Origin of the sequence: uncultured Ferrovibrio sp., assembly GCF_937960835.1 — a bacterium.
Lineage (GTDB): Bacteria > Pseudomonadota > Alphaproteobacteria > Ferrovibrionales > Ferrovibrionaceae > Ferrovibrio.
Map to the genome: position 1 here is coordinate 228,724 of NZ_CALGPC010000002.1, position 24,083 is coordinate 252,806.

Consider the following 24,083-nt stretch of genomic DNA (forward strand, 5'->3'; position numbering starts at 1 on the left):
CATAGATAAGAATCGGGCCAATCCGATGAAAATCGTTTGACCCGGCGACTCGGATGTGATTCGATTCGTTCCATGAGTGCTCTTCACGAAATTCGTCGTCATTCGCTTGCCGCGGTCGTTCCGGTGATCTGTTTCGCTGCGATCGCCTATTTCTGTTATCACGCCGTCGAAGGTGAGCATGGGATCAATGCCTATACCCGATTGACCTTGCAGATCCAGGAAACCGAAGCCGCCCTGGCCGAGGTGACGGCGGAGCGTCAGACCCTGGAGCGCCGGGTGAACCTTTTGCGGGCCGACCGGTTGGATGCCGACATGCTGGAAGAGCAATCCCGCCGAGTCCTGGGGATGGTGAAGGACCGCGATTTAGTAATTCTCGGACGCTGATCCGAGGGTGGCGCGAAAGGGAATTACACGAATTAACCGAAATCAGGTTAATCCCGGAGAAATCCTTGTTTTAACTTAACTTGGGCGCCATCTTCCCCTCCGGCCAGCGATCTGGGCCAAGGTTTCGAGCGATCAGGAGGAAACGATGGCGAAAGCGGGAAAAACCGCTGAGGCAGGCGGCAAGAAGGCGGGCAAATTGCCCCCGGCAGATGAACTGCTCCGCTATTACCGAGATATGCTCCTGATCCGCCGCTTCGAGGAGAAGGCAGGCCAGCTTTACGGCATGGGCCTGATCGGCGGCTTCTGCCACCTCTATATCGGCCAGGAAGCGGTGGTCGTCGGCCTGCAGGCCTGCGCCAAGCAGGGCGATGCCGTCATCACCGCCTATCGCGACCACGGCCATATGCTGGCCACCGGCATGGACCCGAAAGGCGTCATGGCGGAGCTGACCGGCCGCATCGGCGGCTATTCGAAGGGCAAGGGCGGCTCGATGCACATGTTCAGCCGCGAGAAGCATTTCTATGGCGGCCATGGCATCGTCGGCGCGCAGGTGCCGATAGGCACGGGCCTCGCCTTCGCCCAGAAGTACAACAAGACCGACAACGTCACCTTCTGTTATTTCGGCGACGGCGCGGCCAATCAGGGCCAAGTCTACGAAAGCTTCAACATGGCCGAGCTGTGGAAGCTGCCGGTCATCTACGTAATCGAGAACAATCAATACGCCATGGGCACCGCAGTGACGCGCGCCTCGGCCCAGCCGGCTCTGTACAGGCGCGGCGAAAGCTTCGGCATCCAGGGGCGGCAGGTCGATGGCATGAACGTGCTGGCGGTGAAGGAAGCAGGCGAGGAGGCGGTGGACTGGTGCCGCTCTGGCAAGGGCCCGATCATCCTTGAAGTGATGACCTATCGCTATCGCGGCCATTCGATGTCCGATCCGGCGAAGTACCGCAGCAAGGAAGAGGTCACCAAGATGCGCGCCGAACACGATCCGATCGATCAGGTGCGCGCCCTGCTGCTGAACAACAAGCTGGCCGATGAAGATGCGTTGAAGGCGATCGATAAGGAAGTGAAGGATATCGTGCAGGAAGCCGCGGACTTCTCGCAGCAAAGCCCCGAACCCGATCCGTCGGAATTGTGGACCGACGTCTACGTCGAAGCATAAGCGGGTAGGGAGGAACAATCATGGCAATCGAGATCCTGATGCCCGCGCTGTCGCCGACGATGACCGAGGGCAAGCTGGCCAAGTGGCACAAGAAGGAAGGCGACGAGATCAAGGCGGGCGACATCATCGCCGAGATCGAAACCGACAAGGCGACGATGGAATTCGAAGCCGTCGACGAAGGCATCCTCGACAAGATCCTGGTGCCCGAGGGCACCGAGAATGTCGCCGTGAATGCGCCGATTGCGGTGCTGCGCGGCGAAGACGAGAAGCCGGGCGCGGCACCGGCCAAGGCGAAGGCCGAACCGGAAGCGAAAGCCGCGCCGCAGGCGCCGGCCAGCGACAACAAGCCCGCCGAGGCGACCAAGCCCGGAGAGTCCGCCGTCACTGCGGCGCCGTCGCCGCAGCCGAAGATCGCCGCCGATCCGGAGATTCCGGAAGGCACGCAGTTCGTCACCATGACGGTGCGCGAAGCGATCCGCGAAGGCATGGCGGAAGAGATGCGCCGCGACAAAAACGTCTTCCTCATGGGCGAGGAGGTCGGCCAGTATCAGGGCGCCTATAAGGTCAGCCAGGGCCTGCTGGACGAGTTCGGCGCCGAACGCGTGATCGACACGCCGATCACTGAACAGGGCTTCGCGGGCCTTGGCGTCGGCGCGGCCTTTGGTGGCCTGCGTCCGATCGTAGAATTCATGACCTTCAACTTCGCGATGCAGGCGATCGACCAGATTGTCAATTCAGCGGCCAAGACGCTGTATATGTCAGGCGGCCAGATGGGCTGCCCCATCGTGTTCCGCGGCCCGAACGGCGCCGCTGCGCGGGTCGCCGCGCAGCATAGCCAGGATTACGCCGCCTGGTATTCGCATATTCCGGGCCTGAAGGTGGTCGCCCCCTATAGCGCGGCCGATGCGAAGGGCCTGATCAAGGCGGCGATCAGGGATCCGAACCCGGTCGTCTTCCTGGAAAACGAAATCCTCTATGGCCGCAGCTTCGACGTGCCGAAGCTGGACGACTACATCGTTCCCATCGGCAAGGCGCGCATCGCGCGTCCGGGCAAGGACGTCACCCTGGTCGGCTATTCGATTTCGGTGGGCCATGCCCTGGCAGCGGCGGAAAAGCTCGCGGCCGAAGGTATCGATGCCGAAGTGATCGATCTGCGCACCATCCGCCCGATGGACAAGGAAACCATCGTGCAGTCGGTGATGAAGACCAACCGGCTGGTGACGGTGGAAGAGGGCTTCCCGCAATCGGGTGTCGGCGCCGAGATCGCCGCCTCGATCATGGAGCTTGCTTTCGACTATCTCGACGCGCCCGTGACCCGCGTGACCGGCAAGGATGTGCCGATGCCTTACGCGGCCAATCTGGAAAAGCTGGCGCTGCCGAGCGTGGATGAGATCGTCCAGGCGGCGAAAGCCGTGTGCTACCGCTAGGGAGGGCTGACGGATGCCAATCGAAATCCTGATGCCGGCCCTTTCGCCGACCATGTCGGAAGGCAAGCTGGCGAAGTGGCACAAGAAAGAGGGCGACGAGATCAAGGCGGGCGACATCATCGCCGAGATCGAGACCGACAAGGCGACGATGGAATTCGAAGCCGTCGACGAGGGCAAGCTGGGCAAGATCCTGGTCGCCGAAGGCACCGAGGGTGTGGCGGTGAACACGCCGATTGCTGTGCTGCTGGAGGAAGGCGAGTCCGCCGCCGACATCAAGGCTGGCAGCGCGCAGCCCGCGGCGAAGCCTGAAGCTAAGGCAGAACCTGCGCCGAAAGCGGAAGCCAAGCCTGAAGCGAAGCCTGCTGCACCGGCCGCTGCTGTATTGGCACCGAGGCAGGATGGCGAACGCATTTTTGCCTCGCCTTTGGCGCGCCGTCTGGCGCAGCAGGCGGGCATCGATCTGAAAACGGTGAAGGGCAGCGGCCCGCATGGCCGCATCGTCAAGGCGGATATCGAAGCGGCACCGAAGGGCACGGCGGCGACGGCGAAGCCCGGTGCTGCAGCTGCGCCCGTGGCAAGCGGCCCCGGCGCGCGTCAGCTCGCCGATCTGCTCAAGATGCCCTATCGCCTGGAGCCGCTGTCGAGCATGCGCAAGACGATCGCGCGGCGGCTTACCGAAGCCAAGCAGACGGTGCCGCATTTCTATCTCACCATCGACACCGAGATCGACGAACTGCTGGCCTTCCGCAAGCGGCTGAACGAGAAGTCCGAGACCAAGATCAGCGTCAACGATTTCGTCATCCGCGCCGTTGCCCTGGCGCTGAAGAAGGTGCCCGCGGCGAATGCCTCTTATGATGAGAGCGGCCTGCTGTTCTACGAGCATGCCGATATTTCGGTTGCGGTGGCGACGCCGAACGGCCTGATCACGCCGATCGTGAAGCAGGCTGAGACGAAGGGCCTGACGCAAATCGCGGCCGAGATGAAGGATCTCGCCGCGCGTGCCCGCGAGGGCAAGCTGAAGCCCGAGGAATATCAGGGCGGCACCTTCTCGATCTCCAATCTCGGCATGTTCGGCATCAAGCAGTTCGAGGCGGTGATCAATCCGCCGCAGGGCTGCATCCTTGCCATCGGCATGGGCGAACAGCGCCCGGTGGTGAAGAACGGCCAGATCGTTCCGGCCACGGTGATGACCTGCACCCTGTCGGTCGATCACCGCGTTGTGGACGGTGCCGTGGGTGCGGAGTTCCTGCAGGCCTTCAAGGGGTTCATCGACGACCCGCTGACCATGCTGCTGTGAGGGCGCGACATGGCTGAAGCGAAAGTCGCGATTGTCACCGGCGCCGGCAAGGGCATGGGGGCTGCGGTGCTGAAGAAGCTCGCAGCCGATGGATACAAGGTGGCGGCAATGTCGCCGTCAGGGGCCGCGAAGACTCTGGCGGAAAGCCTCGGCGGCGTCGGCCTTGCTGGCTCGAATGCCAAGGCGGAAGATCTCAAAGCGCTGGTCGATCTGACGCTGGATAAATACGGCCGCATCGATGCGGTGGTGAACAATACCGGCCATCCGCCCAAGGGCGCGCTGCAGGACCTGGACGATGCCGCCTGGCTGACCGGTTTCGAGCTGGTGCATCTCGCGGTCGTCCGCATGGTGCGGCTGGTGACGCCGGTGATGCTGAAGCAGGGCGGTGGCGCCTTCGTCAATCTGCTCACCTACGCCACTTTCGAGCCTGAGGCGGATTTCCCGATCTCGGGTCCGGTGCGCGCTGCGGTCGCCAGCTTTTCGAAGGTCTATGCCGATCAGTATGCCGCCCAGGGTATCCGCATGAACAATGTGCTGCCGGGCTTCATCGACAGCCTGCCCTCGAAGCCCGAGCGCGTCGCCCGCATCCCGATGAAGCGCTACGGCACCGTGCGCGAGATCGCCGATACGGTGGCCTTCCTGCTGTCGGAGCAGGCCAGTTACATCACCGGCCAGAATATTCGCGTCGACGGCGGCATTACCCGCTCAGTCTGAGGAGAGGCCCATGGCTGATACCAGTTTCGATGTCATCGTCGTCGGCTCGGGCCCGGGCGGCTATACCACCGCCATCCGCGCAGCCCAGCTCGGGATGAAGACGGCCATCGTGGAGCGCGAGCATCTGGGCGGCATCTGCCTGAACTGGGGCTGCATCCCGACCAAGGCCTTGCTGCGCTCAGCCGAGATCTACAGCAACATCAAACATTCCGAGGCTTTTGGTTTCACCGTCGAAGGCAAGGTAACGATCAACACCGCCAAGGTGGTCGAGCGGTCGCGCAAAGTCGCCGCGCAGCTTTCATCGGGCGTGAAGCACCTGATGAAGAAGAACAAGATCACGGTGTTCGACGGCCATGGCGCGCTCAATGGCCCGGGCAAGGTGAAAGTCACCAAGGACGGCAAGCCGGTCGCCGACCTGACGGCGAAGCACATCATCCTCGCCACCGGCGCTCGCGCGCGCGCGCTGCCGGGCCTGGAACCGGATGGCAAGCTCGTCTGGACCTACAAGGAAGCGATGGTGCCGCCGGCTCTGCCCAAGTCGCTGCTGGTCATCGGTTCCGGCGCCATCGGCATCGAATTCGCCAGCTTCTACCGCACGCTCGGCTGCGAAGTGACGGTGGTGGAAGTGCTCGATCGCATCCTGCCGGTGGAAGACGAAGAGATTTCGGCTTTCGCCCAAAAGGCCTTCGAGAAGCAGGGGATGAAGATCCATGTCGGCACGACGGTGACGGCGCTCAAGAAGGGCGCCGACACCGTCACTGCCACACTGAAGGACAAGGCCGGGAAGGAAAGCCAGCTTACGGTCGATCGCGTGATCCTGGCGGTTGGCATCGTTGGCAATGTCGAAAACATCGGCCTGGAAGGTACCAAGGTCAAAGTCGAGAAGTCCCATATCGTGGTCGACGAATACAGCCGGACCCACGAGCCGGGCGTCTATGCCATCGGCGATCTGACCGGGCCGCCCTGGCTTGCGCATAAGGCCGGCCATGAAGGCGTGATCTGCGTGGAGAAGATCGCCGGGCTGAAGGATGTACATCCGCTGGATACATCCAACATCCCCGGTTGTACCTATTGCACGCCTCAGATCGCCAGCGTCGGCCTGACCGAGGCAGCCGCCAAGGCCAAGGGCTATGAGGTGAAGGTGGGCCGGTATCCCTTCATCGCCAACGGCAAGGCGATTGCCCTGGGCGAGCCGGAGGGCTTCGTGAAGACGGTCTTCGACGCCAAGACGGGCGAGCTGCTGGGTGCTCATATGATCGGCGCCGAAGTGACCGAGATGATCCAGGGCTTTGGCATTGCCAAGACCCTGGAAACCACGGAAGTCGAGTTGATGCATGCGGTTTTCCCGCACCCGACCTTGAGCGAAATGATGCATGAGTCGGTGCTGGATGCCTATGGCAGGGCCCTGAATTACTAGTTTTCCGGCCGGGGCGGGCCGGTTTCAGAAACGGGGGTTTCCTGTATAAAAGAGGGCGCTACCTCAGTCGTGAGGCAGGCCCAGAGGGTAAGATCGTGACCGTACAGCAACCGCAGCTCCGCCATCCAGAGAAGGCCCATAAGCCGGACACGCCGCTGCTTCGCAAGCCGGATTGGATTCGTGCGAAAGCGCCGACCGCGCCGGAAGTGGCGGAGACGCGCAAGCTGATGCGCGACCTGAAGTTGAACACGGTCTGTGAGGAAGCGGCCTGCCCGAATTTGGGCGAGTGCTGGAAGCAGCGTCACGCCACCTTCATGATCCTCGGCGCGGTCTGCACCCGCGCCTGCGCTTTCTGCAATGTCGCCACCGGTAAGCCGGGCAGCCTCGATCCACACGAGCCGCAGAATGTCGCCGATGCCGTCGGCAAGCTGGGGCTGCATCACGTGGTGATCACCTCGGTCGACCGCGACGACCTGCCCGATGGCGGCGCCAGCCAGTTCGTCCGCACCATCGAAGCGATCCGCGAGGCGTCGCCCAAGACCACGATTGAAGTGCTGACGCCGGATTTCCTGCGCAAGCCCGGTGCCATCGAAGCGGTGGTGAAGGCGAAGCCGGACGTGTTCAACCACAATCTGGAAACCGTGCCGCGCCTCTATCCGACGATCCGTCCGGGCGCGCGGTATTTCGCCTCGCTGCAACTGCTCGCCAGGGTGAAGGAAATCGATCCCTCGATGTTCACCAAGTCCGGCCTGATGGTGGGCTTAGGCGAGGACAAAATCGAGCTGATGCAGGTCATGGACGATCTGCGCGCCGCCGATGTCGATTTCATCACGCTGGGCCAGTACCTGCAGCCGACCCGCAAGCACGCCCCGGTGGCGCGTTTCGTCGAGCCGGCCGAATTCGAGGCTTACAAGACACTGGCCTATGCCAAGGGCTTCCTGATGGTTGCGTCTTCGCCGCTGACGCGCTCGTCGCATCACGCCGGCGATGATTTTGCCAAGCTGCGTGCTGCACGAGAGGCCAAGCTGGCGGCGGCTGGAGAATAGCAGCGTGCCGACCCACGCAGAAAAGCGTGTCCTGCCATACCGGCCGGACCAGATGTTTGCTCTGGTCGCGGGTGTGGAACACTACCCCAAATTCTTGCCCTGGTGTCTGGGCGCCCGCATCCGCGAGCGCAGCGAGAAACTGATGGTGGCCGACCTGATTATCGGCTTCAAAATGTTTCGCGAGCGTTTCACCTCCCGGGTGACACTCGATCCGCAGGCCATGCGGATCGATGTCGAATACGCCGAAGGGCCGTTCAAATATTTGAGGAATCACTGGAAGTTCCTGCCGCATCCGCAAGGCTGCGAAATCGATTTCTATGTCGACTTCGAATTCAACTCGCGGCTTCTGCAAAAAACCATCGAGTTACTGTTCAATGAAGCGGTGCGCCGCATGGTCGCCGCATTTGAGACACGCGCTCGCCAGCTTTACGGCGAGAATGGATTATCGTTACCGCCTGGTGCTACGATAACCGCTGCCTGATCCGCAGCAAAAATGGAGGCCCGCCGATGGTCGCGTTGCCCACCTTGCCAGTCTCCGGAAACTTACTGGAACGTGGCTTGCGAGGATTGGTGGGCGTCTGGCGCGGCATCGCAGGCGGCGACGAGACAGGCCAGATTGGCCGGGAGGGGGCGCTTGGGCAGAAGGATGTCGAGCGGCTGCGGCACCTGTTCAGCGAATGCCTTGAGGCGCGCGGCGGCGAGGTATCAGCACGCGCCCGTGCCGCAGCCCTGGGACGGCTTTATCTGGGCCTGACCGACGAAGGCAAACGCGCTTTCCTGCAGACCTTGGCGAACGGATTTTCCGCTGACGCCGCCGAGCTGGATAAAGCCATCGCCGAAGTCCAGTCGGCGCCCGATCCAGTCTCCCGCCACAAGGCCGAACGCAAGCTGCGGTTGGCATTGACCCCGCCGCGGCAGCGCCTGCTAACACAATTCACGGCTCTGCCGCAGGGTGTCAAATTCCTGGTCGATCTGCGCGCCGATGCTTTCCGCTTTAAGAAAGACGCGCCGGAACTCGCCATCCTCGATGCCGATCTGGAGGATCTGTTCGTCGCTTGGTTCGATGTCGGCTTCCTGGAATTGCAGCGCATCACCTGGAACAGCCCGGCGGCCCTGCTGGAAAAGCTGATTGCCTATGAGGCGGTGCATGCCATCGAAAGCTGGGACGATCTGCGCAACCGGCTGGACAGCGACCGGCGCTGCTATGCTTTCTTCCATCCGCGCATGCCGCTGGAGCCGCTGATCTTCGTCGAGGTCGCACTGGTGAAAGGCATCGCCGGCAATGTGCAGGCTCTGCTCGATCAATCCTCGCCCGTGCTCGATCCGCGCGAGGCCGATACCGCGATCTTCTATTCGATCTCGAACACGCAGGTCGGCTTGCGCGGGATTTCGTTCGGCAACTTCCTGATCAAGCGCGTGGTGGACGATCTCTCCCGCGAATTGCCGCATCTGAAGCAGTTCTCGACGCTGTCGCCGATCCCGGGCTTCTGCAAATGGCTGAACGAAGCGATTGCACAGGGCACGCCGGACCTGGTCAGCGCGGATGCGCGCGAGAAGCTCCGCGAGGCGCTCGGCAAGCGGTTTTCCAAGGGCATGCTGCCCAGCCTGCTGAAGGACAATAGCTGGGTCGACAATCCGCCTTTGGCTGAGGCGATGAAGCCGGTTCTGCTGCGGCTATGCGCGCGCTATCTGCTGACTGCGCAGGAGCGCGGCCGGCCGCGCGATCCGGTGGCGCGCTTCCATTTGAGCAACGGCGCCACGGTGCATCGTCTGAACTGGCTGGGCGACCGCTCGAAAAACGGCATGACGCAGTCGGCGGGGATCATGGTGAATTATCTCTATCGTCTGGACGATATCGATCAGAACCACGAACGCTTCCAGCGCGATGGCACCATTGCGGCGTCCAGCGAAGTGAGGCGTCTGGCGGCGCTTTAGCGGGCGACGCCGATCTCCTCGACCATTTCCCGCGCCAGGGAGAGTGCATCCTCCACCGTGGCGCTGCGCACGGCGCTGCGGCCGATGGAACCGTAGGTCATGCGCTGATGCATGGTTGCCATGTCGCGCCCGGCGACGGCGATGTGAACGAGGCCAACGGGCTTGGTCTTAGTGCCGCCACCCGGACCCGCGATGCCAGTGCAGGCAATAGCGATATCGGCCTGACTTTTGCGCAATGCGCCTTCCGCCATGGCGCGCGCCACTTCTTCCGACACCGCGCCATGCCCGGCGATGATTTCAGCGGGCACACCAAGCTGTGCCGATTTCGCCGCATTGGAGTAGGTGACGAAACCGCGCTCGAACACATCGGACGAGCCGGCGATCTCGGTCAGCGTCGCCGCGATCAATCCGCCCGTACAGGATTCTGCTGTCGCCAGCATCAGTTTCTTGGCGCGGCATCTGGCCAGCAGGTCTTCGGCCAGGCGAAGCAGGGTATCGTCCATCGATTTCACCAGTAATAGAGCAGTACCAGCATGGTCAGCATGCCATAGACGCCGGCGAAGAGATCATCGATCAGCACGCCGGGCGCGCCGGTGAGGTTACGGTCTGCCCAGGAAGCCGGCCAGACCTTTACCATGTCGAAGAAGCGGAAGGCGAAAAAAGCGAAAGCGTAGAGCGTGAAGTCGAGGGGCACGAAGACCAGGGTCATCCATTGACCAGCCACTTCGTCGATCACGACTTCGCCCGGATCGTCGCCGGGCCAGTAGATGAGATACAGGCGTATCGCCCAAAGCGACAGGAGAGCGACGAAAGCAGTGCCAACCGCCAGTGCCCAGGGCCCGCCGAGATATTGCAAACCCCAGGCAAAGGGCAGGGCGCCGAGCGATCCCCACGTTCCCGGCACGCGCGGCAATTTGCCAAGGCCGAACCAGGTGCAGAGGAGGAAAATCAGCGGCCGCATGATCAGGCCGGCAGGCGGATCGTTGCAGTTGCCATCGCGGCGATGCCTTCGCGGCGGCCGGTGAAGCCCAGTTTCTCGGTTGTCGTGGCTTTCACGCTGATGCGGTCGACGGTGACCTCCATGATCTGAGCGATGCGCTCGCGCATCGCCTGACGATGCGGGCCGATCTTGGGCGCTTCGCAGATGATCGTCACATCGCCATGGGCGATGATGCCGCCGCGCCCGCGCACCAAGCTGACGGCATGTTCCAGGAAGGCAGCGGAGTCAGCATTCTTCCAGCGCGGATCGCTGGGTGGGAAATGCTGACCGATATCGCCAGTGCCGAGCGCGCCGAGTATTGCGTCGGTCAAGGCATGCAAGGCCACATCGGCATCCGAATGACCGGCCAGGCCTTTCTCATGCGGCACCTCGATGCCGCCGATCATCAGTTTTCGGCCAGCCTCGTCCGTGAAGGCATGCACATCGAAACCCTGACCGGTGCGGATATCGGGCAGCTGCAGCAGCAATTGTTTTTCGGCCCGCGCGAAATCCTCGGGTTCGGTCACTTTGAAATTCTCCTCGCTGCCGGGCACGAAGCGCACGGCCAGGCCCGCCTGCTCCGCCACGGCGGCATCGTCTGTCAAAGCAAGTCCAGCAACCTTGCGATGCGCAGACAGAATATCGGCAAAGCGGAAGGCCTGCGGGGTCTGGGCGCGCCACAGGCCTGAGCGGTCCACGCCGCCTTTGGCGAGGCCGGCGTCGTCACGCTTCAAAGTATCGACTACAGGAATCGCCAGGATGGCACCCGGCGCTTCCTTCAGCATGCCGAGCAGCGCATCGATCCGGTCCGGCTGCAGGAAGGGCCGGGCCGCGTCGTGGATCAGCACCGTATCCGGAGCATATTGCTGCAGGGCTTCCAGCCCCAGCCGCACGGAATCCTGCCGGGTCGCCCCGCCCAGGCAAGGGGCGGTAAGGCGGGGCTGGCTTTCCAGGCCAATGGTCGCGGCGCGATAGCTTTCCACATCATCGGGGTGGATCACGACCGTCACCCGTGCTATTGCGGGGTGACGCAGGCAGGCGTCAATACTGTACCGCAGCAATGACTTTCCGCCAAGCAATTGATATTGCTTGGGTTTGTTTCCTCCGGCCCGTAATCCCCGGCCGGCCGCGACGATCAATGCGGCAGCTTGCATGCCGGGCACCCTAGCCGAGGGGCCGGGAACTGGCCAAGGGTCAGCGGCAGGCGCCGGGACCATTTCGGAATGATATTGCGGCGCAATAGGAATCCCACTAATCTGAACAACAACTGTGCAGCTTTAAGCGTTGTGCAAAAAATGAGCATAAAAATCGGTCCCGTCTCCATAGAAGACCCGGTTGTCCTGGCGCCCATGTCTGGAGTGACCGACCTCCCATTCCGCCGCCTCGTAAAGCGCAACGGCGCAGGCTTGGTTGTGTCAGAGATGATCGCCTCGGAGGCGATGGTCCGCGCATCGCGCCAGTCGTTGAAGATGGCGGAGAATGTGCCCGAAGAATTTCCCATGGCGGTGCAGCTTGCCGGTTGCGAGGGCCGCGTCATGGGCGAGGCGGCCAAGCTGAACGAAGATCGCGGCGCTGCGATCATCGACATCAACATGGGCTGCCCGGTGAAGAAAGTCGTCAACGGTTATGCCGGTTCTGCGCTGATGCGTGACCTTGCGCATGCCAAGACGCTGCTGACTGCAACAGTGAAGGCCGTGAAGCTGCCGGTGACACTGAAGATGCGCACCGGTTGGGATGATTCAAACCGCAACGCGCCCGAACTTGCCCGTATCGCGGAAGGCGAGGGCATCAAGATGCTGACCGTGCACGGCCGCACGCGGTGTCAGATGTATAACGGCCGCGCTGACTGGGCCTTTGTGCGCAAGGTGAAGGAAGCCGTGTCGATCCCGGTGATCGTCAACGGCGACATCACCACGCTGGATGAAGCGAAGGAAGCGCTTGAACAGTCGGGGGCCGATGGCGTGATGATCGGTCGCGGCGCTTATGGCCGTCCGTGGTTCCTGCGCCAGGTGATCGAGTTTTTGAAGACCGGAAAGCGCCTGCCCGATCCGCCGCTGCATGAGCAGCAGGCGACGGTGCTGGAGCATTACGATGCGATGCTTGAGCATTACGGCGTGCAGACCGGCCTGAAGATCGCGCGCAAGCATGTGGCATGGTATTCTAAGGGTTTGCCGGGCTCTGCCGAGTTCCGCACGCGCATCATGCAGATCGAGGAGCCGGAGCAGGTCCGTCAGGCGGTGCGCGACTTCTACGCGCCGCAACTGGATCGGATGGCGGCTTGATGGCGCAGATGGAGCACAATATCGAGATGCCGGCGATCGACGCCGCACAGGTGCTCGGTGCAATACCCAATCCGATCCTCGTGATCGGCTCGCAGGGCGAGATCGTTTACGCCAATCCTGCGGCCGAACAATTCTTTCAGGCTGGCGCAGCCGTGCTGTGCCGACAGAACCTGCGTGACATTGTTCCTTTCGGCAGCCCGGTGCTGCAGCTGGCGAGTCAGGTGTTCCGTGAGCGCTACAGCGTTTCCGAATACGACGTCGATCTCGGCACGCCGCGCCTGGGCGAGCGGCTGGTCGACGTGCAGATCTCTCCCGTGCCGGAAGCGCCGGATCTTGCCATCATCCGCTTCGATGAACGCAGCATGGCGGCGAAGATCGACCGCGCACTCACCTATCGCGGCGCGGCACGTTCAGTCACAGGCATGGCCGCGGTGCTGGCGCATGAAGTGAAGAACCCGCTCTCGGGCATTCGCGGCGCAGCTCAGTTGCTGGAGCTCAATGCGAACCAGGCGGATCGCGAACTGACCCGGCTGATCTGCGACGAGACGGATCGCATCTGCGCGCTCGTCGACCGGATGGAGGTCTTTTCCGACAAGCGGCCGATCGAGCGTGGTCCGGTCAACATCCACCAGGTGCTGGAGCATGTCCGCAAGGTGGCCCAGGCGGGCTTCGCGAAGCATCTCCGTTTCGTCGAGCGTTACGACCCTTCGCTGCCGCCCGTTTTCGGCAATCGCGACCAATTAGTCCAAGTATTCCTCAATCTGGTTAAAAATGCGGCAGAAGCCATCGGGGATGACCCGAGCGGCGAGATTGTCCTGACCACGGCTTACCGCCATGGCGTGCGTCTGGCCGTGCGAGGCTCCAAGGACAGGTTGCATTTACCGCTGGAAGTGTCGGTGCAGGATAACGGCCCCGGCGTTTCCGAGGATATCCGGCCATATCTGTTTGATCCATTTGTGACAACCAAGGTCAGCGGCTCTGGCCTCGGTCTTGCATTGGTTGCCAAGATCATCGGCGACCACGGCGGCGTCATCGAATGCGATAGCCGCCCGCGCCGAACCGTATTTAGCGCACGGCTACCGGTACATAACCCCGGTGCGGAAGAAGTCGGAGAGTTCGAATGAGTCATAAGGGCACCATCCTCGTCGCCGACGACGATCGCTCGATCCGGACGGTATTGGATCAGGCGCTTGGCCGGGTCGGTTACCAGGTGCGTTCGACGGGGAACGCCGCAACCTTATGGCGGTGGGCCTCGGAAGGAGAGGGCGACCTGATCATCACCGATGTGGTGATGCCTGATGAAAACGGCCTGGATCTGCTGCCGCGGATGAAACGCATCCGCCCAGACCTGCCGATTATCGTAATGAGCGCGCAGAAGACGCTGCTGACCGCGGTTAAGGCGGCCGAGCGCGGCGCTTACGATTATCTGCCCAAGCCGTTCGACCTGAAGGAACTGCTGCGGGTCGTTGAGCGCGCGCTGAGCCAGCCAAAGGCGCTGCCCTCGGAAGCGGCGGAGGCTGCGGCCGATGAGGAAAAGCTGCCACTGATCGGCCGTTCCCCGGCGATGCAGGAAATCTATCGCGTCATGGCGCGCCTGATGGGCACGGACCTGACCGTGCTGATCTATGGCGAGTCCGGCACCGGCAAGGAACTGGTGGCGCGTGCGCTGCACGACTACGGCAAGCGCCGCAACGGCCCCTTCGTTGCCATCAACATGGCGGCGATTCCGCGCGAACTGATCGAGTCCGAGTTGTTCGGTCACGAGAAGGGTGCCTTCACCGGTGCGGCCAATCGCTATGCCGGCCGTTTCGAGCAGGCCGAAGGCGGCACGCTGTTCCTCGATGAGATCGGTGACATGCCAATCGAGGCGCAGACCCGTCTGCTTCGCGTACTGCAGCAGGGCGAATATACCACTGTGGGTGGCCGCACGCCGATCCGCACCGATGTGCGCATCGTGGCGGCGACCAACCGCGACTTGCGCCAGGCGGTGAATCAGGGCCTGTTCCGCGAAGACCTGTTCTACCGCCTCAACGTCGTGCCGCTGCGTCTGCCGCCGCTGCGCGAGCGCAGCGAGGACATTCCCGATCTCGTCCGGCATTTCCTCAATCAGGCTGCCGCCCAAGGCCTGCCGCTCAAGACGGTGTCGCCCGAGGCGATGGAGCGCATCCGCCGCTATCGCTGGCCCGGCAACGTCCGTGAGCTGGAGAATCTGGTCCGCCGCCTGGCCGCCCTCTACGCCGAGGATGTGATCGGTCTGGAGGTGATCGAAAACGAGCTGGCCGAGCCGCCGCAGGCGCCGCGGGCTGCCGAGCCGAGCGAGGAGGAGACCTTGGGCGGGGCGATCGAGCGGCATCTCACCAAATACTTCGCCGCCCAAGGCGAAGATCTGCCGCCGCCCGGCGTCTATGACCGGATGCTGCGGGAGTTGGAGATTCCGCTGATTTCGCTCAGCCTGGCGGCCACCCGGGGCAACCAGATCAAGGCCGCCCATATGCTGGGCCTGAACCGGAATACCCTGCGCAAGAAGATCCGGGATCACAATATCCAGGTCATCCGGGGGCTTAAGTAAGCCCCCGACTGGTGTCTGCCGCCGCGGGCTAGGCTATGATCGGGCCATGGTCCGGCCAGGCGCACGCGAATCATGACCGACAATACGATGCCGGCGGGGGCCGCTTTGGCCGCCCGCATGCTGCGGCGCGCGGCCGACTGGTTCCGCCGCCATAAGCTCATTCGTCATCTGGAGATTTCCCTCGCGGTTGCCGCGCTGATTGCCGGCACGCTGACCTATCTTGCGATGACCCCGGGCGCCAATCGAGATCTGACGCCCAGGGAAGTCCAGATCCTGCTGCTGACCGACCTGGTCATCCTCTTGAGCCTGATCACCCTGGTGGCGCGCCGCCTGGTGATGCTGTGGATGCAGCGGCGGCGTGGCGCGGCTGGTTCGCGCTTGCATGCCCGCATGGTCATGCTGTTTGCGGCAGTGACGGCATTGCCGACCGTGCTGATGACCGTCTTCGCGGTGCTGTTCTTCAATCTCGGTTTGCAGACTTGGTTCAGTGAGCGAGTCAACGTCGCCGTGAAAGCCTCGGTCGCCGTTGCCGAGGCTTATATCCAGGAGCACCGCAAGACTATTCGAGCCGATGTGCTGGCTATGGCGGTGGATCTCAACCGCGAGGCGCCGCGTCTGGCGCTCAATCCCTTTGCGCTTCAGCAGGCGGTTCGCCAGCTCTCCCGGATGCGCGGCCTGGGCGAGGCGATGGTCTTTACCTCCACCGGCGAAATCCTCGCGCGCAACGAACTCAGCCTGCTGATGGAGTTCGACCGGATTCCGCTGCGCGCGCTTGAGGATGCCAATGCCGGCCAGGTGGTGATCATCACGGCCGAGACGGATGACCGCGTCCGCGCCCTAGTGCGGCTGGATGCTTATCTCGATGCGTATCTTTATGTCGGCCGCTTCATCGACGCGAAGGTGCAGGCCGATCTGGAACGCACGCGCCTGGCGGCAGCGCAATATACGCGGCTTGAGCAGGCGCGTTCGGCGCTGGAGATCAATTTTGCCGTCCTGTTTCTGCTGATCTCCTTGCTGCTGCTGCTGGCGGCGATCTGGTTTGGCCTGCTGATCGCCAATCGCCTCGTGACGCCAATCGGCGAGGTGGTGGCTGCGGCGGAGAAGATCCGCGGCGGCGATCTGACGGCACGGGTCACGGAGCGGCCGGACGATGACGAAATCGCCACGCTCGGCCGCACCTTCAACCGCATGACCAGTCAGTTGGCGGCGCAGCAGGCCGAGTTGATCACCGCCAACCGGCAGCTGGATGAGCGCCGGCGCTTCACCGAAACCGTGCTGTCCGGCGTCAGCGCCGGTGTGATCGGCGTCGACCGCGACGGGTTGGTGACACTTCCCAACCCGTCTGCCTTGGCGATGCTGGAGCAGAGCTTCGACGAGGTGGTTGGCCGTCCTTTCGCTGAGGTTGCACCGGAAATGGCGGAGCTGTTCAACAAGCTCAGCGATGATACGGCGGAGGCTGTCGAGCGCGGCCAGGTGATGATGCGGCGAAGCAGCGGAACGCGCACCTTGCTGGTGCGTGTCGCCCGCGAAGTCACCGGCAACGAATTGCTGGGTTACGTCGTGACCTTCGACGATGTCAGCGAACTGGTCGCGGCGCAGCGCAATGCCGCCTGGGCCGACATCGCCCGCCGCATCGCCCATGAGATCCGCAATCCGCTCACGCCGATTCAGCTTTCGGCCGAACGGCTGAAGCGTAAATATCTCAAAGAGGTGAAGACCGATCCGGAGGTGTTCGAACAATGCACCGACACCATCATCCGGCAGGTCGGCGATATCGGCCGCATGGTTGATGAGTTCTCAGCCTTTGCGCGCATGCCGCGGCCGGTCTATCGCGAAGAGGATTTGGGCCAGCTTGTTCGCCAGGCTGTTTTCCTTCAGCAGGTGGCGCGGCAGGATATCCGCTTCGACAGCCGGTTGCCCAATGAGCCGATCCGCCTGAGCTGCGATTCGCGCCAGATTGCGCAGGTTCTGACGAACATCCTGCAGAATGCCATCGACGCCATCGACGGCCGGGAAAGGCCGGAGGGCGAAGCATTGCCCCAAGGGGCGGTCACCGTCGAACTGCGTCCCGTTGAGGGCGGGGCGGAGATCATGGTGATCGACAATGGTCGCGGTTTACCGGCAGAGAATCGCGACCGGCTGTTCGAACCTTATGTCACCACCCGCGCCAAGGGGACGGGCCTTGGCCTTGCCATTGTGAAGAAGATCATCGAGGAGCATGGCGGCACGATCAGCCTCAGCGACGCGGCGATGTTTGATCCGACCTTGAAAAGTGGTAGTTTGGCGCGCATTCGCCTGCCGCTTGTGCAAGCTGCCGCTCATTCAGGCAGTGAGACCGAGCCGCAGCAGCAGAGTTCTAGTCTCATGAGTCACGATACAGTACGAAAGTTAGGTTCGGGCAGTCATGGCGCGTGACATACTCATCGTCGATGACGAAGCCGACATCCGCAGTCTGATTGCCGGTATTCTGCAGGATGAGGGCTACGAGACCCGCATGGCCGCGGACTCCGACGGCGCGCTTCGGGAGATCGAGGCGCGCCGGCCGAATGCAGTGATTCTCGATATCTGGCTGCAGGGCAGCAAGCTCGACGGTCTTGAGATTCTGGATCGCATCATTCGAGATCATGCCAACGTGCCGGTGATCATGATTTCCGGTCACGGCAATATTGAAACCGCCGTGGCGGCGATCAAACGCGGCGCCTACGACTATATCGAGAAGCCGTTCAAGAGTGACCGCCTGCTGCTGGTGGTCGAGCGTGCTTTGGAGCAGGCGCGCCTGAAGCGCGAGAACGAAGATCTTCGGCAGCGTTCCGGCGCAGGGCTGGACATCATCGGCCAGTCGCCGGCCATCGTCGCACTGCGGCAGGCCATCGAGCGTGTGGCGCCGACCAATAGCCGCGTGCTGATTTCCGGTCCGCCCGGATCGGGCAAGGAACTCGTCGCGCGCCAGTTGCATCAGCGTTCGCGGCGCGCCGGCGGCCCCTGGGTGACACTCAGTGTCGCGGCAATGTCGCCGGAGCAGATGGAGCAGCAGCTCTTCGGCATAGAAGAAGCCGTCAACGGCCAGCGCCATCACAAGATCGGCGTGCTGGAGGAGGCGCATGGCGGCACGCTGTTCCTCGATGAAGTGGCAGAGATGCCGCCGGAGACGCAGGCCAAGCTGCTGCGCGTGCTGACTGAGCAGAGTTTCGAGCGCATCGGCGGCCGCACGCGGGTACAGGTCGATGTCCGCATCATCTCCGGAACCTGCTACGACCTGACGGCGCGGGTGGGGCAGGGATTGTTCCGCCAGGATCTGTTCCACCGGCTGAATGTCGTGCCGCTGAAGGTGCCGGCTTTGCGCGACCGGCGCGAAGACATTCCGCTGCTGGCCAAGCATTTCGTCCAGGTCGAGGCGCATCGCCAGGGCGTGCCGCCGCGCGAGCTGGCGGAAGATGCGCTGCTCGCGCTGCAATCGGCGGAATGGCCGGGCAATGTGCGCGAGCTGCGCAACGCCATCGCGCGTCTGCTGATCATGCTTCCGGCCGAGCAGAAGGGCGCCATTCACGCTGATATGCTGCCTGCCGATCTCGGCGCCACGCCGCCCATTGCCCTGCGGCCGGAAACCACGACGGAAGTCATGGCTTTACCGCTGCGCGATGCGCGTGAGATGTTCGAGCGCGAATATCTGCTGGCGCAGATCACGCGCTTTGGCGGCAATGTTTCCCGTACTGCCAGCTTCATCGGCATGGAGCGCTCGGCCCTGCATCGCAAGCTCAAGGCACTGGGCGTGGTCAATCTCGACCGAAACGGCACAGGCTAAGAGGGGCGCGACGCCATGAAGGTCATCGTCTGCGGTGCCGGTCTGGTTGGGACTACCATCGCCCGCCAGCTGGCGGCCGAGGGCAACGAAGTGACGATGATCGACATCTCGCCTGAGCGCGCCCACAAGGCCGCTGAGAGCTACGATTTGCGCGGAATCGTCGGCCATGCCTCGCATCCGGATGTGCTGGAGCAGGCGGGTGCCGCCGATTCCGACATGCTGATCGCGGTCACCTTCGCGGACGAGGTGAACATGATCGCCTGCGAGGTGGCGCGGGCACTGTTCAACGTCCCGACCAAGATCGCCCGTGTCCGCGCGCAGAGCTATCTCAAGCCGGAATGGTCCGATCTCTTCAACGAAAAGCATATCTCGATCGACTACATCATCTCACCGGAGATCGAGGTGGCGCGGGCAATCCATCGGCGGATCATGACGCCCGGCGCTTTTGAGATGATCCCATTCGCGGAAGACCGTCTGCGCCTGATCGGCGTGCGCCTTGGCGAGGAATGCCCAGTTCTTAACACGCCGCTGCGGCAACTGACGGAGCTGTTTCCGGACCTGGCTGTCAATGTCTGCGGCATCAGCCGGGGCGGGCGCATGATCGTGCCGGAGGCCGACGATCACCTCGAAGTCGGTGACGAAATCTATTTCATCGCGCAGTCCGATCATGTGCAGCGCGGCATGCGGCTGTTTGGCCATGAAGAGCGCGAGGCGCGCCGGATCGTGCTGTCGGGCGGCGGCAATATCGGGCTTTTCCTGGCACGGGAAATCGAGGAGAGCCAGCCCTCGGTGCTTCTGAAGATCATCGAGGCGAACAAGGATCGCGCCGATTATATCGCCGGCCAGATCCGTAATGGCGTGGTGCTGAACGGCGATGCCCTGGACATCGAAATCCTCAACGAGGCCAAGGTGGGGGCCTCCGAGGCCATCATCGCGCTGACCAATGACGACGAGGTGAACATCCTTACCTCGCTGCTGGCCAAGCGGGCCGGCTGCCAGCGCGCGGTCACGCTGGTCAACAACCCGGCCTACGAGAACCTGATCGGCTCACTCGGCGTCGATGTCGTGGTCAATCCCCGTTCGACGACGGTGTCGTCCATCCTGCAGCATGTCCGCCGCGGCCGCATCCGCGGGGTCTACAGTCTGCGCGACGGCGCCGCGGAGGTCCTGGAGGCCGAAGCCGTTGAAACCAGCGCGCTGGTAGGGCAGCCTTTGCGCGATCTCAATCTGCCTGACGGGTTGATGATCGGTGCCATCATTCGGGGTGAACAGGTGATGATCGCTCGCGGAGATAGCGAGATTGAGGCTGGCGACCGCGTCATTCTGTTCGTCCGCAAGGATGTCGTGAAAAAAGTAGAAAAGCTGTTCGCCGTCCGCCTGGAATTCTTCTAAGCATCCCAAAGAAAGGAAAGCGATGTCTCGCGTCGCCTATGTCAATGGCCGCTATCTGCCCTATGCGCGCGCGGCAGTTCATGTCGAAGACCGTGGCTTCCAGTTCGCCGATGGCGTCTATGAGGTGATCGGGGTGCTCGGCGGCCAGCTTGTCGATGCGGACGGCCATGTCGACCGCCTGGAGCGCAGCCTGAAGGAATTGCGCATCGCGCTGCCGATGAGCCGGGGCGCCCTGACTGCCGTGATGGCGGAAACCGTGCGGCGCAACCGCGTCCGCGACGGCCTCATCTACATCCAGGTCACGCGCGGCGCGGCGAAGCGGGAATTCGCCTTCCCAGCCAATACGCGGCCGACGGTGGTTGCAATCGCCCGCAGCCTCAACCTGGTCAAGGCCGCGGCCAATGCGGAGAAGGGCGTTGCCGCCATCACCCAGCCGGATATCCGCTGGGGCCGTTGCGACATCAAGACGGTGGGATTGCTGGCGGCTGCACTGGCCAAGCAGGCTGCCAAGGAAGCCGGCGCCTATGAAGCCTGGCTGGTGGATCGCGACGGCTATGTTACCGAAGGCAGCTCGTCCAACGCCTGGATCGTGACCAAGGACAATGTCCTGGTCACCCGTGCCCTGAGCAAGGCAATCCTCGGCGGCATCACCCGCAGCGCCATTCTGGAACTGGCGCGGCGTTTAGGGATGAAGGTTGAGGAGCGGACCTTTACCGTGGCCGAGGCCCTGGAGGCGAAGGAGGCGTTCGTTACCTCGACGACGTCTTTCGTCATGCCGATCGTGTCGCTCGACGGCAAGCCGATCGGCAATGGCGGGCCGGGCATCCTGGCCAGCAAGCTGCGCGCTGCCTACGAGGCCCATGCTGCCACGCATGCGGCTGGCGGGGCGGATTGGCAGGCACCGTTTATTGCTCCCTAGAGGCATTGCGCTCCCGGAGCATTGCTCTCCAAGATTTCGCGGCCTAAAAAAGCACCGCGTTACGGCTGGTCACGGATGGGGTTCGCATCCCACCCGCGCAGCTTCACGCCATTGTTTTGCCACTTTCGCCCGTTAGTGGTTAAATAGCAGTGCGTGGGGCAGCGGCCGCCGCCCCCGCAAAGTCGGCAGAGTCCGATAAAAACAAAATAAAACAACAACATAAGAAAAGAAAGGTCCAACTATTATGGCCGCCGAAAAGCCTCAAAACGTCCAAGACGTCTTTCTCAATCACATCCGCAAGACCAAGACCCCCGTCACGGTATTCCTCGTGAACGGCGTCAAGTTGCAGGGGATCATCAGCTGGTTCGACAACTTCTCGGTGCTGCTGCGCCGGGACGGTCATATGCAGCTGGTTTACAAGCACGCCATCTCGACGGTGATGCCGTCGGGTCCGATTCAATTGTTCGATCCTGCCTCGCAGGGACAGGGCGCCCAGGGAGAGCAGAGCTGATCGAATTACGAACCGCACATAATGCTGCGGTATCGGTTATAGTTCTGTGATGGCAGATCATAACGGTCCTGGGGACGAGCGCGTGCGTAACGCGCTCGTTCTACATCCCGCTCTGAAATCGGCGCAGAAACCGGCCGCGGCCGACCTGCGCCGGCGGCCGGAAGCACGCCTGGAAGAGGCGGTGGGACTGGCGAAAGCGATCAATCTCAATGTCATTCACTCCGAATTGATCTGGGTTTCCGCCTGGCGTCCGTCGACCCTGATCGGTCCGGGCAAGGCGGAGGAACTCGCAGCTTTTATTGCCGAGCATCCGGTCGATGTCGTGATCGTCGACGCGGCGGTATCGCCGGTGCAGCAGCGCAATCTGGAGCGCGCGCTGAAGGCCAAGGTCATCGACCGCACTGGCCTGATCCTGGAAATCTTCGGCGACCGCGCCCGCACCAAGGAGGGCCGACTGCAGGTCGAGCTGGCGCATCTGACCTATCAGCGCTCGCGCCTGGTACGGTCCTGGACCCACTTGGAGCGTCAGCGCGGCGGCTTCGGCTTCCTCGGCGGTCCTGGCGAAAGCCAGCTGGAAATCGACCGCCGCCTGATCGGCGAACGGATCAGCCGGATCAAGGCCGAGCTTGAGCATGTGGTGAATACCCGCTCACTGCATCGCCGGGCCCGCAGCAAGGTGCCGTATCCGGTGGTGGCATTGGTCGGCTACACCAACGCGGGCAAGTCAACGCTGTTCAACCGTCTGACGGATTCCGCGGTCTTCGCCAAGGATCTGCTGTTCGCCACGCTGGATCCGACCATGCGTGTGGTGCGCCTGCCGTCAGGCCGGCAGATCATCCTGAGCGATACGGTGGGCTTCATCTCCGACCTTCCGACGCATCTGGTCGCCGCCTTCCGTGCGACCCTGGAAGAGGTGATCGCCGCCGATCTCATCCTGCATGTCCGCGACATGTCGCATCCGGACAGCGAAGCCCAGGCGCAGGACGTGAATGACGTTCTGGCCTCGCTGGGCATCAGCGACGATACCGGTCATCGCATTCTGGAGGCCTGGAACAAGGCCGATCTGCTGAGCCCGCAAGGCCGCACCAGCCTGGAAAATCAGGGCAAGCGCCAGGAACGCGCGGTGGTGATCTCCGCATTGGAAGGCACCGGCTGCGACGCGTTGCTGCAGCGCATCGATGCGATGCTGGGCCGGGATCGCGTGGAACTCGATGTTACCCTGGATGCCGGCGATGGCGCGGCTTTGGCCTGGCTGCATCGTCATGGCGAAGTCCTCGACATGCAGGAGCAGGAGGGACATCTCAAGCTCTCGGTAGCGCTGTCGCAGGCCGAGGCTGGCAAATGGCTGAAACGTCAGGATAGGAAACGCGCGTGACTATGCCTCAGGTCGATATGGATGCCGTGCGGATGCTGATCGAGGACGCGGCCCGCCTCACGATCATGCCGCGCTTCCGCCAGCTCAGCACATCCGAAGTCGATCAGAAGGCCGGCCCGCACGACGTTGTCACCATCGCCGACAAGGAATCCGAGGCCTATCTCGAGCCGCGACTGCGCGCCTTGCTGCCTGGCTCGACTGTCGTCGGCGAGGAAGCCGTCAGCGGCGACGAAGGCATCATGGAAGCACTGCGCCGGCCGGGCAGCGCCTGGCTGATCGATCCGGTCGACGGCACCGCCAACTTTGCGGTGGGCAATGCGCTGTTCGCCGTGATGGTAGCGCTGGTGCATGACGGCGATGCGATTGCAAGCTGGATTCACGATCCGGTGCGCGGCGTGACCGCAATGGCGAAGAAGGGCGAGGGCGCCTGGATGCATGAATCCGATGGCAGCCGCCGCAAGCTGGTCACGCCGAAACCGCCGTCGCTGGCGCATATCTCCGGTGCGCCGAATATCCGCTACGGCGACCGCGAATTCGCCGCCCGCATCGCCCATCGCATCGACAAGACCGCGGGCGTTCTCATCCTGCGCTGCGCCGGGCAGGAGTATCTGGCGATGGCGGAAGGCCACATCCACTACGCCGTCTATAACCGCGCCATGCCCTGGGATCACGCGGCCGGATGCCTGCTGATCGAGGAGGCCGGCGGGGTGGCAAAACGGCTGGACGGCAGCCGCTATCGCGCCGCCGACAGGCCCTGGGGGGTACCCTTGATCCCCTGCTGTGGCGAACAGCAGTGGAATTGGCTGAAAACGGGCATTTTTGACCCCTGATTTTGCGCCTTTAACCGGGGTGCCCGGCGTTGCTGTAAGCCC

The 24,083-nt window shown here is 62.8% G+C and carries 22 protein-coding genes; 19 read left to right on the forward strand and 3 right to left on the reverse strand.

Translation table 11 applies throughout. From position 1 onward, the window contains the following. The first annotated feature begins 72 nt into the window (after nt 1-72). From Q0603_RS01955 to Q0603_RS01995, 9 genes are all read left to right on the forward strand, one after another. On the forward strand, nt 73-384 hold the full coding sequence (locus Q0603_RS01955; protein ID WP_298721238.1) for a septum formation initiator family protein: 312 nt from the start codon (nt 73-75) through the stop codon (nt 382-384). 145 nt (nt 385-529) lie between these two features. Then, nucleotides 530-1,546, forward strand: coding sequence for a pyruvate dehydrogenase (acetyl-transferring) E1 component subunit alpha (gene pdhA / locus Q0603_RS01960; RefSeq protein ID WP_298721241.1), 1,017 nt, complete (start codon nt 530-532; stop codon nt 1,544-1,546). A 20-nt stretch (nt 1,547-1,566) separates the two neighbouring features. Beyond that, nucleotides 1,567-2,973, forward strand: coding sequence for a pyruvate dehydrogenase complex E1 component subunit beta (locus Q0603_RS01965; protein WP_298721244.1), 1,407 nt, complete (start codon nt 1,567-1,569; stop codon nt 2,971-2,973). A gap of 13 nt (nt 2,974-2,986) precedes the next feature. Beyond that, complete coding sequence (locus tag Q0603_RS01970) at nt 2,987-4,270, forward strand: pyruvate dehydrogenase complex dihydrolipoamide acetyltransferase (RefSeq protein WP_298721247.1); 1,284 nt, start codon at nt 2,987-2,989, stop codon at nt 4,268-4,270. Between the two features lie 9 nt (nt 4,271-4,279). Next, nucleotides 4,280-4,984: an SDR family oxidoreductase gene (locus Q0603_RS01975; protein WP_298721250.1), complete on the forward strand. Its 705-nt coding sequence runs from the start codon at nt 4,280-4,282 to the stop codon at nt 4,982-4,984. 10 nt (nt 4,985-4,994) lie between these two features. Further along, entirely contained in the window at nt 4,995-6,401 is a 1,407-nt protein-coding gene (gene lpdA / locus Q0603_RS01980) for a dihydrolipoyl dehydrogenase (RefSeq protein ID WP_298721253.1), read from the forward strand. Nucleotides 6,402-6,493: 92 nt separating this feature from the next. Then, nucleotides 6,494-7,447 (forward strand): lipoyl synthase, encoded by a 954-nt coding sequence (gene lipA, locus Q0603_RS01985; protein ID WP_298721450.1) that lies wholly within the window; start codon nt 6,494-6,496, stop codon nt 7,445-7,447. 4 nt (nt 7,448-7,451) lie between these two features. Then, nucleotides 7,452-7,928, forward strand: coding sequence for a type II toxin-antitoxin system RatA family toxin (locus Q0603_RS01990; protein WP_298721256.1), 477 nt, complete (start codon nt 7,452-7,454; stop codon nt 7,926-7,928). Nucleotides 7,929-8,005: 77 nt separating this feature from the next. Further along, nucleotides 8,006-9,382, forward strand: a complete 1,377-nt coding sequence (locus tag Q0603_RS01995) for a malonyl-CoA decarboxylase (RefSeq protein ID WP_298721259.1) — start codon at nt 8,006-8,008, stop codon at nt 9,380-9,382. Here the strand turns inward: Q0603_RS01995 and Q0603_RS02000 are convergent. From Q0603_RS02000 to Q0603_RS02010, 3 genes are read right to left on the reverse strand one after another with little or no spacing between them, the layout of a single operon-like run. Then, nucleotides 9,379-9,885, reverse strand: a complete 507-nt coding sequence (locus Q0603_RS02000) for a CinA family protein (RefSeq protein ID WP_298721261.1) — start codon at nt 9,883-9,885, stop codon at nt 9,379-9,381. The genes Q0603_RS01995 and Q0603_RS02000 overlap by 4 nt on opposite strands. Before the next feature lie 5 nt (nt 9,886-9,890). Beyond that, nucleotides 9,891-10,343 carry a phosphatidylglycerophosphatase A gene (locus Q0603_RS02005; protein ID WP_298721264.1) on the reverse strand — a complete coding sequence of 151 codons (453 nt, stop codon included), beginning with the start codon at nt 10,341-10,343 and terminating at the stop codon, nt 9,891-9,893. A 2-nt stretch (nt 10,344-10,345) separates the two neighbouring features. After that, entirely contained in the window at nt 10,346-11,515 is a 1,170-nt protein-coding gene (locus tag Q0603_RS02010; RefSeq protein ID WP_298721266.1) for a bifunctional 2-C-methyl-D-erythritol 4-phosphate cytidylyltransferase/2-C-methyl-D-erythritol 2,4-cyclodiphosphate synthase, read from the reverse strand. A gap of 141 nt (nt 11,516-11,656) precedes the next feature. Here Q0603_RS02010 and dusB point away from each other — a divergent pair, with 141 nt between their 5' ends. From dusB to Q0603_RS02060, 10 genes are all read left to right on the forward strand, one after another. Then, nucleotides 11,657-12,643 carry a tRNA dihydrouridine synthase DusB gene (gene dusB, locus Q0603_RS02015; RefSeq protein ID WP_298721269.1) on the forward strand — a complete coding sequence of 329 codons (987 nt, stop codon included), beginning with the start codon at nt 11,657-11,659 and terminating at the stop codon, nt 12,641-12,643. Then, on the forward strand, nt 12,643-13,767 hold the full coding sequence (locus Q0603_RS02020) for an ATP-binding protein (RefSeq protein WP_298721272.1): 1,125 nt from the start codon (nt 12,643-12,645) through the stop codon (nt 13,765-13,767). Before dusB ends, Q0603_RS02020 begins: the two co-directional genes overlap by 1 nt. Further along, the gene (ntrC, locus tag Q0603_RS02025) at nt 13,764-15,212 is read left to right on the forward strand and encodes a nitrogen regulation protein NR(I) (protein WP_298721275.1); all 1,449 of its coding nucleotides are present in this window, start codon (nt 13,764-13,766) and stop codon (nt 15,210-15,212) included. Before Q0603_RS02020 ends, ntrC begins: the two co-directional genes overlap by 4 nt. Nucleotides 15,213-15,284: 72 nt before the next feature. Continuing rightward, nucleotides 15,285-17,627: a PAS domain-containing sensor histidine kinase gene (locus Q0603_RS02030; RefSeq protein ID WP_298721277.1), complete on the forward strand. Its 2,343-nt coding sequence runs from the start codon at nt 15,285-15,287 to the stop codon at nt 17,625-17,627. Continuing rightward, nucleotides 17,617-19,014, forward strand: a complete 1,398-nt coding sequence (locus Q0603_RS02035) for a sigma-54 dependent transcriptional regulator (RefSeq protein ID WP_298721280.1) — start codon at nt 17,617-17,619, stop codon at nt 19,012-19,014. Before Q0603_RS02030 ends, Q0603_RS02035 begins: the two co-directional genes overlap by 11 nt. A 15-nt stretch (nt 19,015-19,029) precedes the next feature. Then, the gene (gene trkA / locus Q0603_RS02040) at nt 19,030-20,406 is read left to right on the forward strand and encodes a Trk system potassium transporter TrkA (RefSeq protein ID WP_298721282.1); all 1,377 of its coding nucleotides are present in this window, start codon (nt 19,030-19,032) and stop codon (nt 20,404-20,406) included. 22 nt (nt 20,407-20,428) lie between these two features. Beyond that, complete coding sequence (locus Q0603_RS02045; RefSeq protein WP_298721285.1) at nt 20,429-21,325, forward strand: D-amino-acid transaminase; 897 nt, start codon at nt 20,429-20,431, stop codon at nt 21,323-21,325. A 244-nt stretch (nt 21,326-21,569) separates the two neighbouring features. Beyond that, a complete protein-coding gene (hfq, locus tag Q0603_RS02050) occupies nt 21,570-21,836 on the forward strand; it encodes an RNA chaperone Hfq (protein WP_298721288.1) in 267 nt (88 codons plus the stop codon). A gap of 82 nt (nt 21,837-21,918) precedes the next feature. Then, nucleotides 21,919-23,211 (forward strand): GTPase HflX, encoded by a 1,293-nt coding sequence (gene hflX, locus Q0603_RS02055; protein ID WP_298721291.1) that lies wholly within the window; start codon nt 21,919-21,921, stop codon nt 23,209-23,211. A 2-nt stretch (nt 23,212-23,213) separates the two neighbouring features. Continuing rightward, nucleotides 23,214-24,041, forward strand: a complete 828-nt coding sequence (locus tag Q0603_RS02060) for an inositol monophosphatase family protein (RefSeq protein WP_298721453.1) — start codon at nt 23,214-23,216, stop codon at nt 24,039-24,041. The last annotated feature ends 42 nt before the right edge of the window (nt 24,042-24,083 follow it).

What these genes read in the sequence shown, in the direction of transcription:
- Q0603_RS01955 (WP_298721238.1), top strand. Translation starts at nt 73, where the DNA reads ATGAGTGCTCTTCACGAAATTCGTCGTCATTCGCTTGCCGCGGTCGTT.
- pdhA (WP_298721241.1), top strand. Translation starts at nt 530, where the DNA reads ATGGCGAAAGCGGGAAAAACCGCTGAGGCAGGCGGCAAGAAGGCGGGC.
- Q0603_RS01965 (WP_298721244.1), top strand. Translation starts at nt 1,567, where the DNA reads ATGGCAATCGAGATCCTGATGCCCGCGCTGTCGCCGACGATGACCGAG.
- Q0603_RS01970 (WP_298721247.1), top strand. Translation starts at nt 2,987, where the DNA reads ATGCCAATCGAAATCCTGATGCCGGCCCTTTCGCCGACCATGTCGGAA.
- Q0603_RS01975 (WP_298721250.1), top strand. Translation starts at nt 4,280, where the DNA reads ATGGCTGAAGCGAAAGTCGCGATTGTCACCGGCGCCGGCAAGGGCATG.
- lpdA (WP_298721253.1), top strand. Translation starts at nt 4,995, where the DNA reads ATGGCTGATACCAGTTTCGATGTCATCGTCGTCGGCTCGGGCCCGGGC.
- Q0603_RS02000 (WP_298721261.1), bottom strand. Translation starts at nt 9,885, where the DNA reads ATGGACGATACCCTGCTTCGCCTGGCCGAAGACCTGCTGGCCAGATGC.
- Q0603_RS02005 (WP_298721264.1), bottom strand. Translation starts at nt 10,343, where the DNA reads ATGCGGCCGCTGATTTTCCTCCTCTGCACCTGGTTCGGCCTTGGCAAA.
- Q0603_RS02010 (WP_298721266.1), bottom strand. Translation starts at nt 11,515, where the DNA reads ATGCAAGCTGCCGCATTGATCGTCGCGGCCGGCCGGGGATTACGGGCC.
- dusB (WP_298721269.1), top strand. Translation starts at nt 11,657, where the DNA reads ATGAGCATAAAAATCGGTCCCGTCTCCATAGAAGACCCGGTTGTCCTG.
- Q0603_RS02020 (WP_298721272.1), top strand. Translation starts at nt 12,643, where the DNA reads ATGGCGCAGATGGAGCACAATATCGAGATGCCGGCGATCGACGCCGCA.
- ntrC (WP_298721275.1), top strand. Translation starts at nt 13,764, where the DNA reads ATGAGTCATAAGGGCACCATCCTCGTCGCCGACGACGATCGCTCGATC.
- Q0603_RS02030 (WP_298721277.1), top strand. Translation starts at nt 15,285, where the DNA reads ATGACCGACAATACGATGCCGGCGGGGGCCGCTTTGGCCGCCCGCATG.
- Q0603_RS02035 (WP_298721280.1), top strand. Translation starts at nt 17,617, where the DNA reads ATGGCGCGTGACATACTCATCGTCGATGACGAAGCCGACATCCGCAGT.
- trkA (WP_298721282.1), top strand. Translation starts at nt 19,030, where the DNA reads ATGAAGGTCATCGTCTGCGGTGCCGGTCTGGTTGGGACTACCATCGCC.
- Q0603_RS02045 (WP_298721285.1), top strand. Translation starts at nt 20,429, where the DNA reads ATGTCTCGCGTCGCCTATGTCAATGGCCGCTATCTGCCCTATGCGCGC.
- hfq (WP_298721288.1), top strand. Translation starts at nt 21,570, where the DNA reads ATGGCCGCCGAAAAGCCTCAAAACGTCCAAGACGTCTTTCTCAATCAC.
- Q0603_RS02060 (WP_298721453.1), top strand. Translation starts at nt 23,214, where the DNA reads ATGCCTCAGGTCGATATGGATGCCGTGCGGATGCTGATCGAGGACGCG.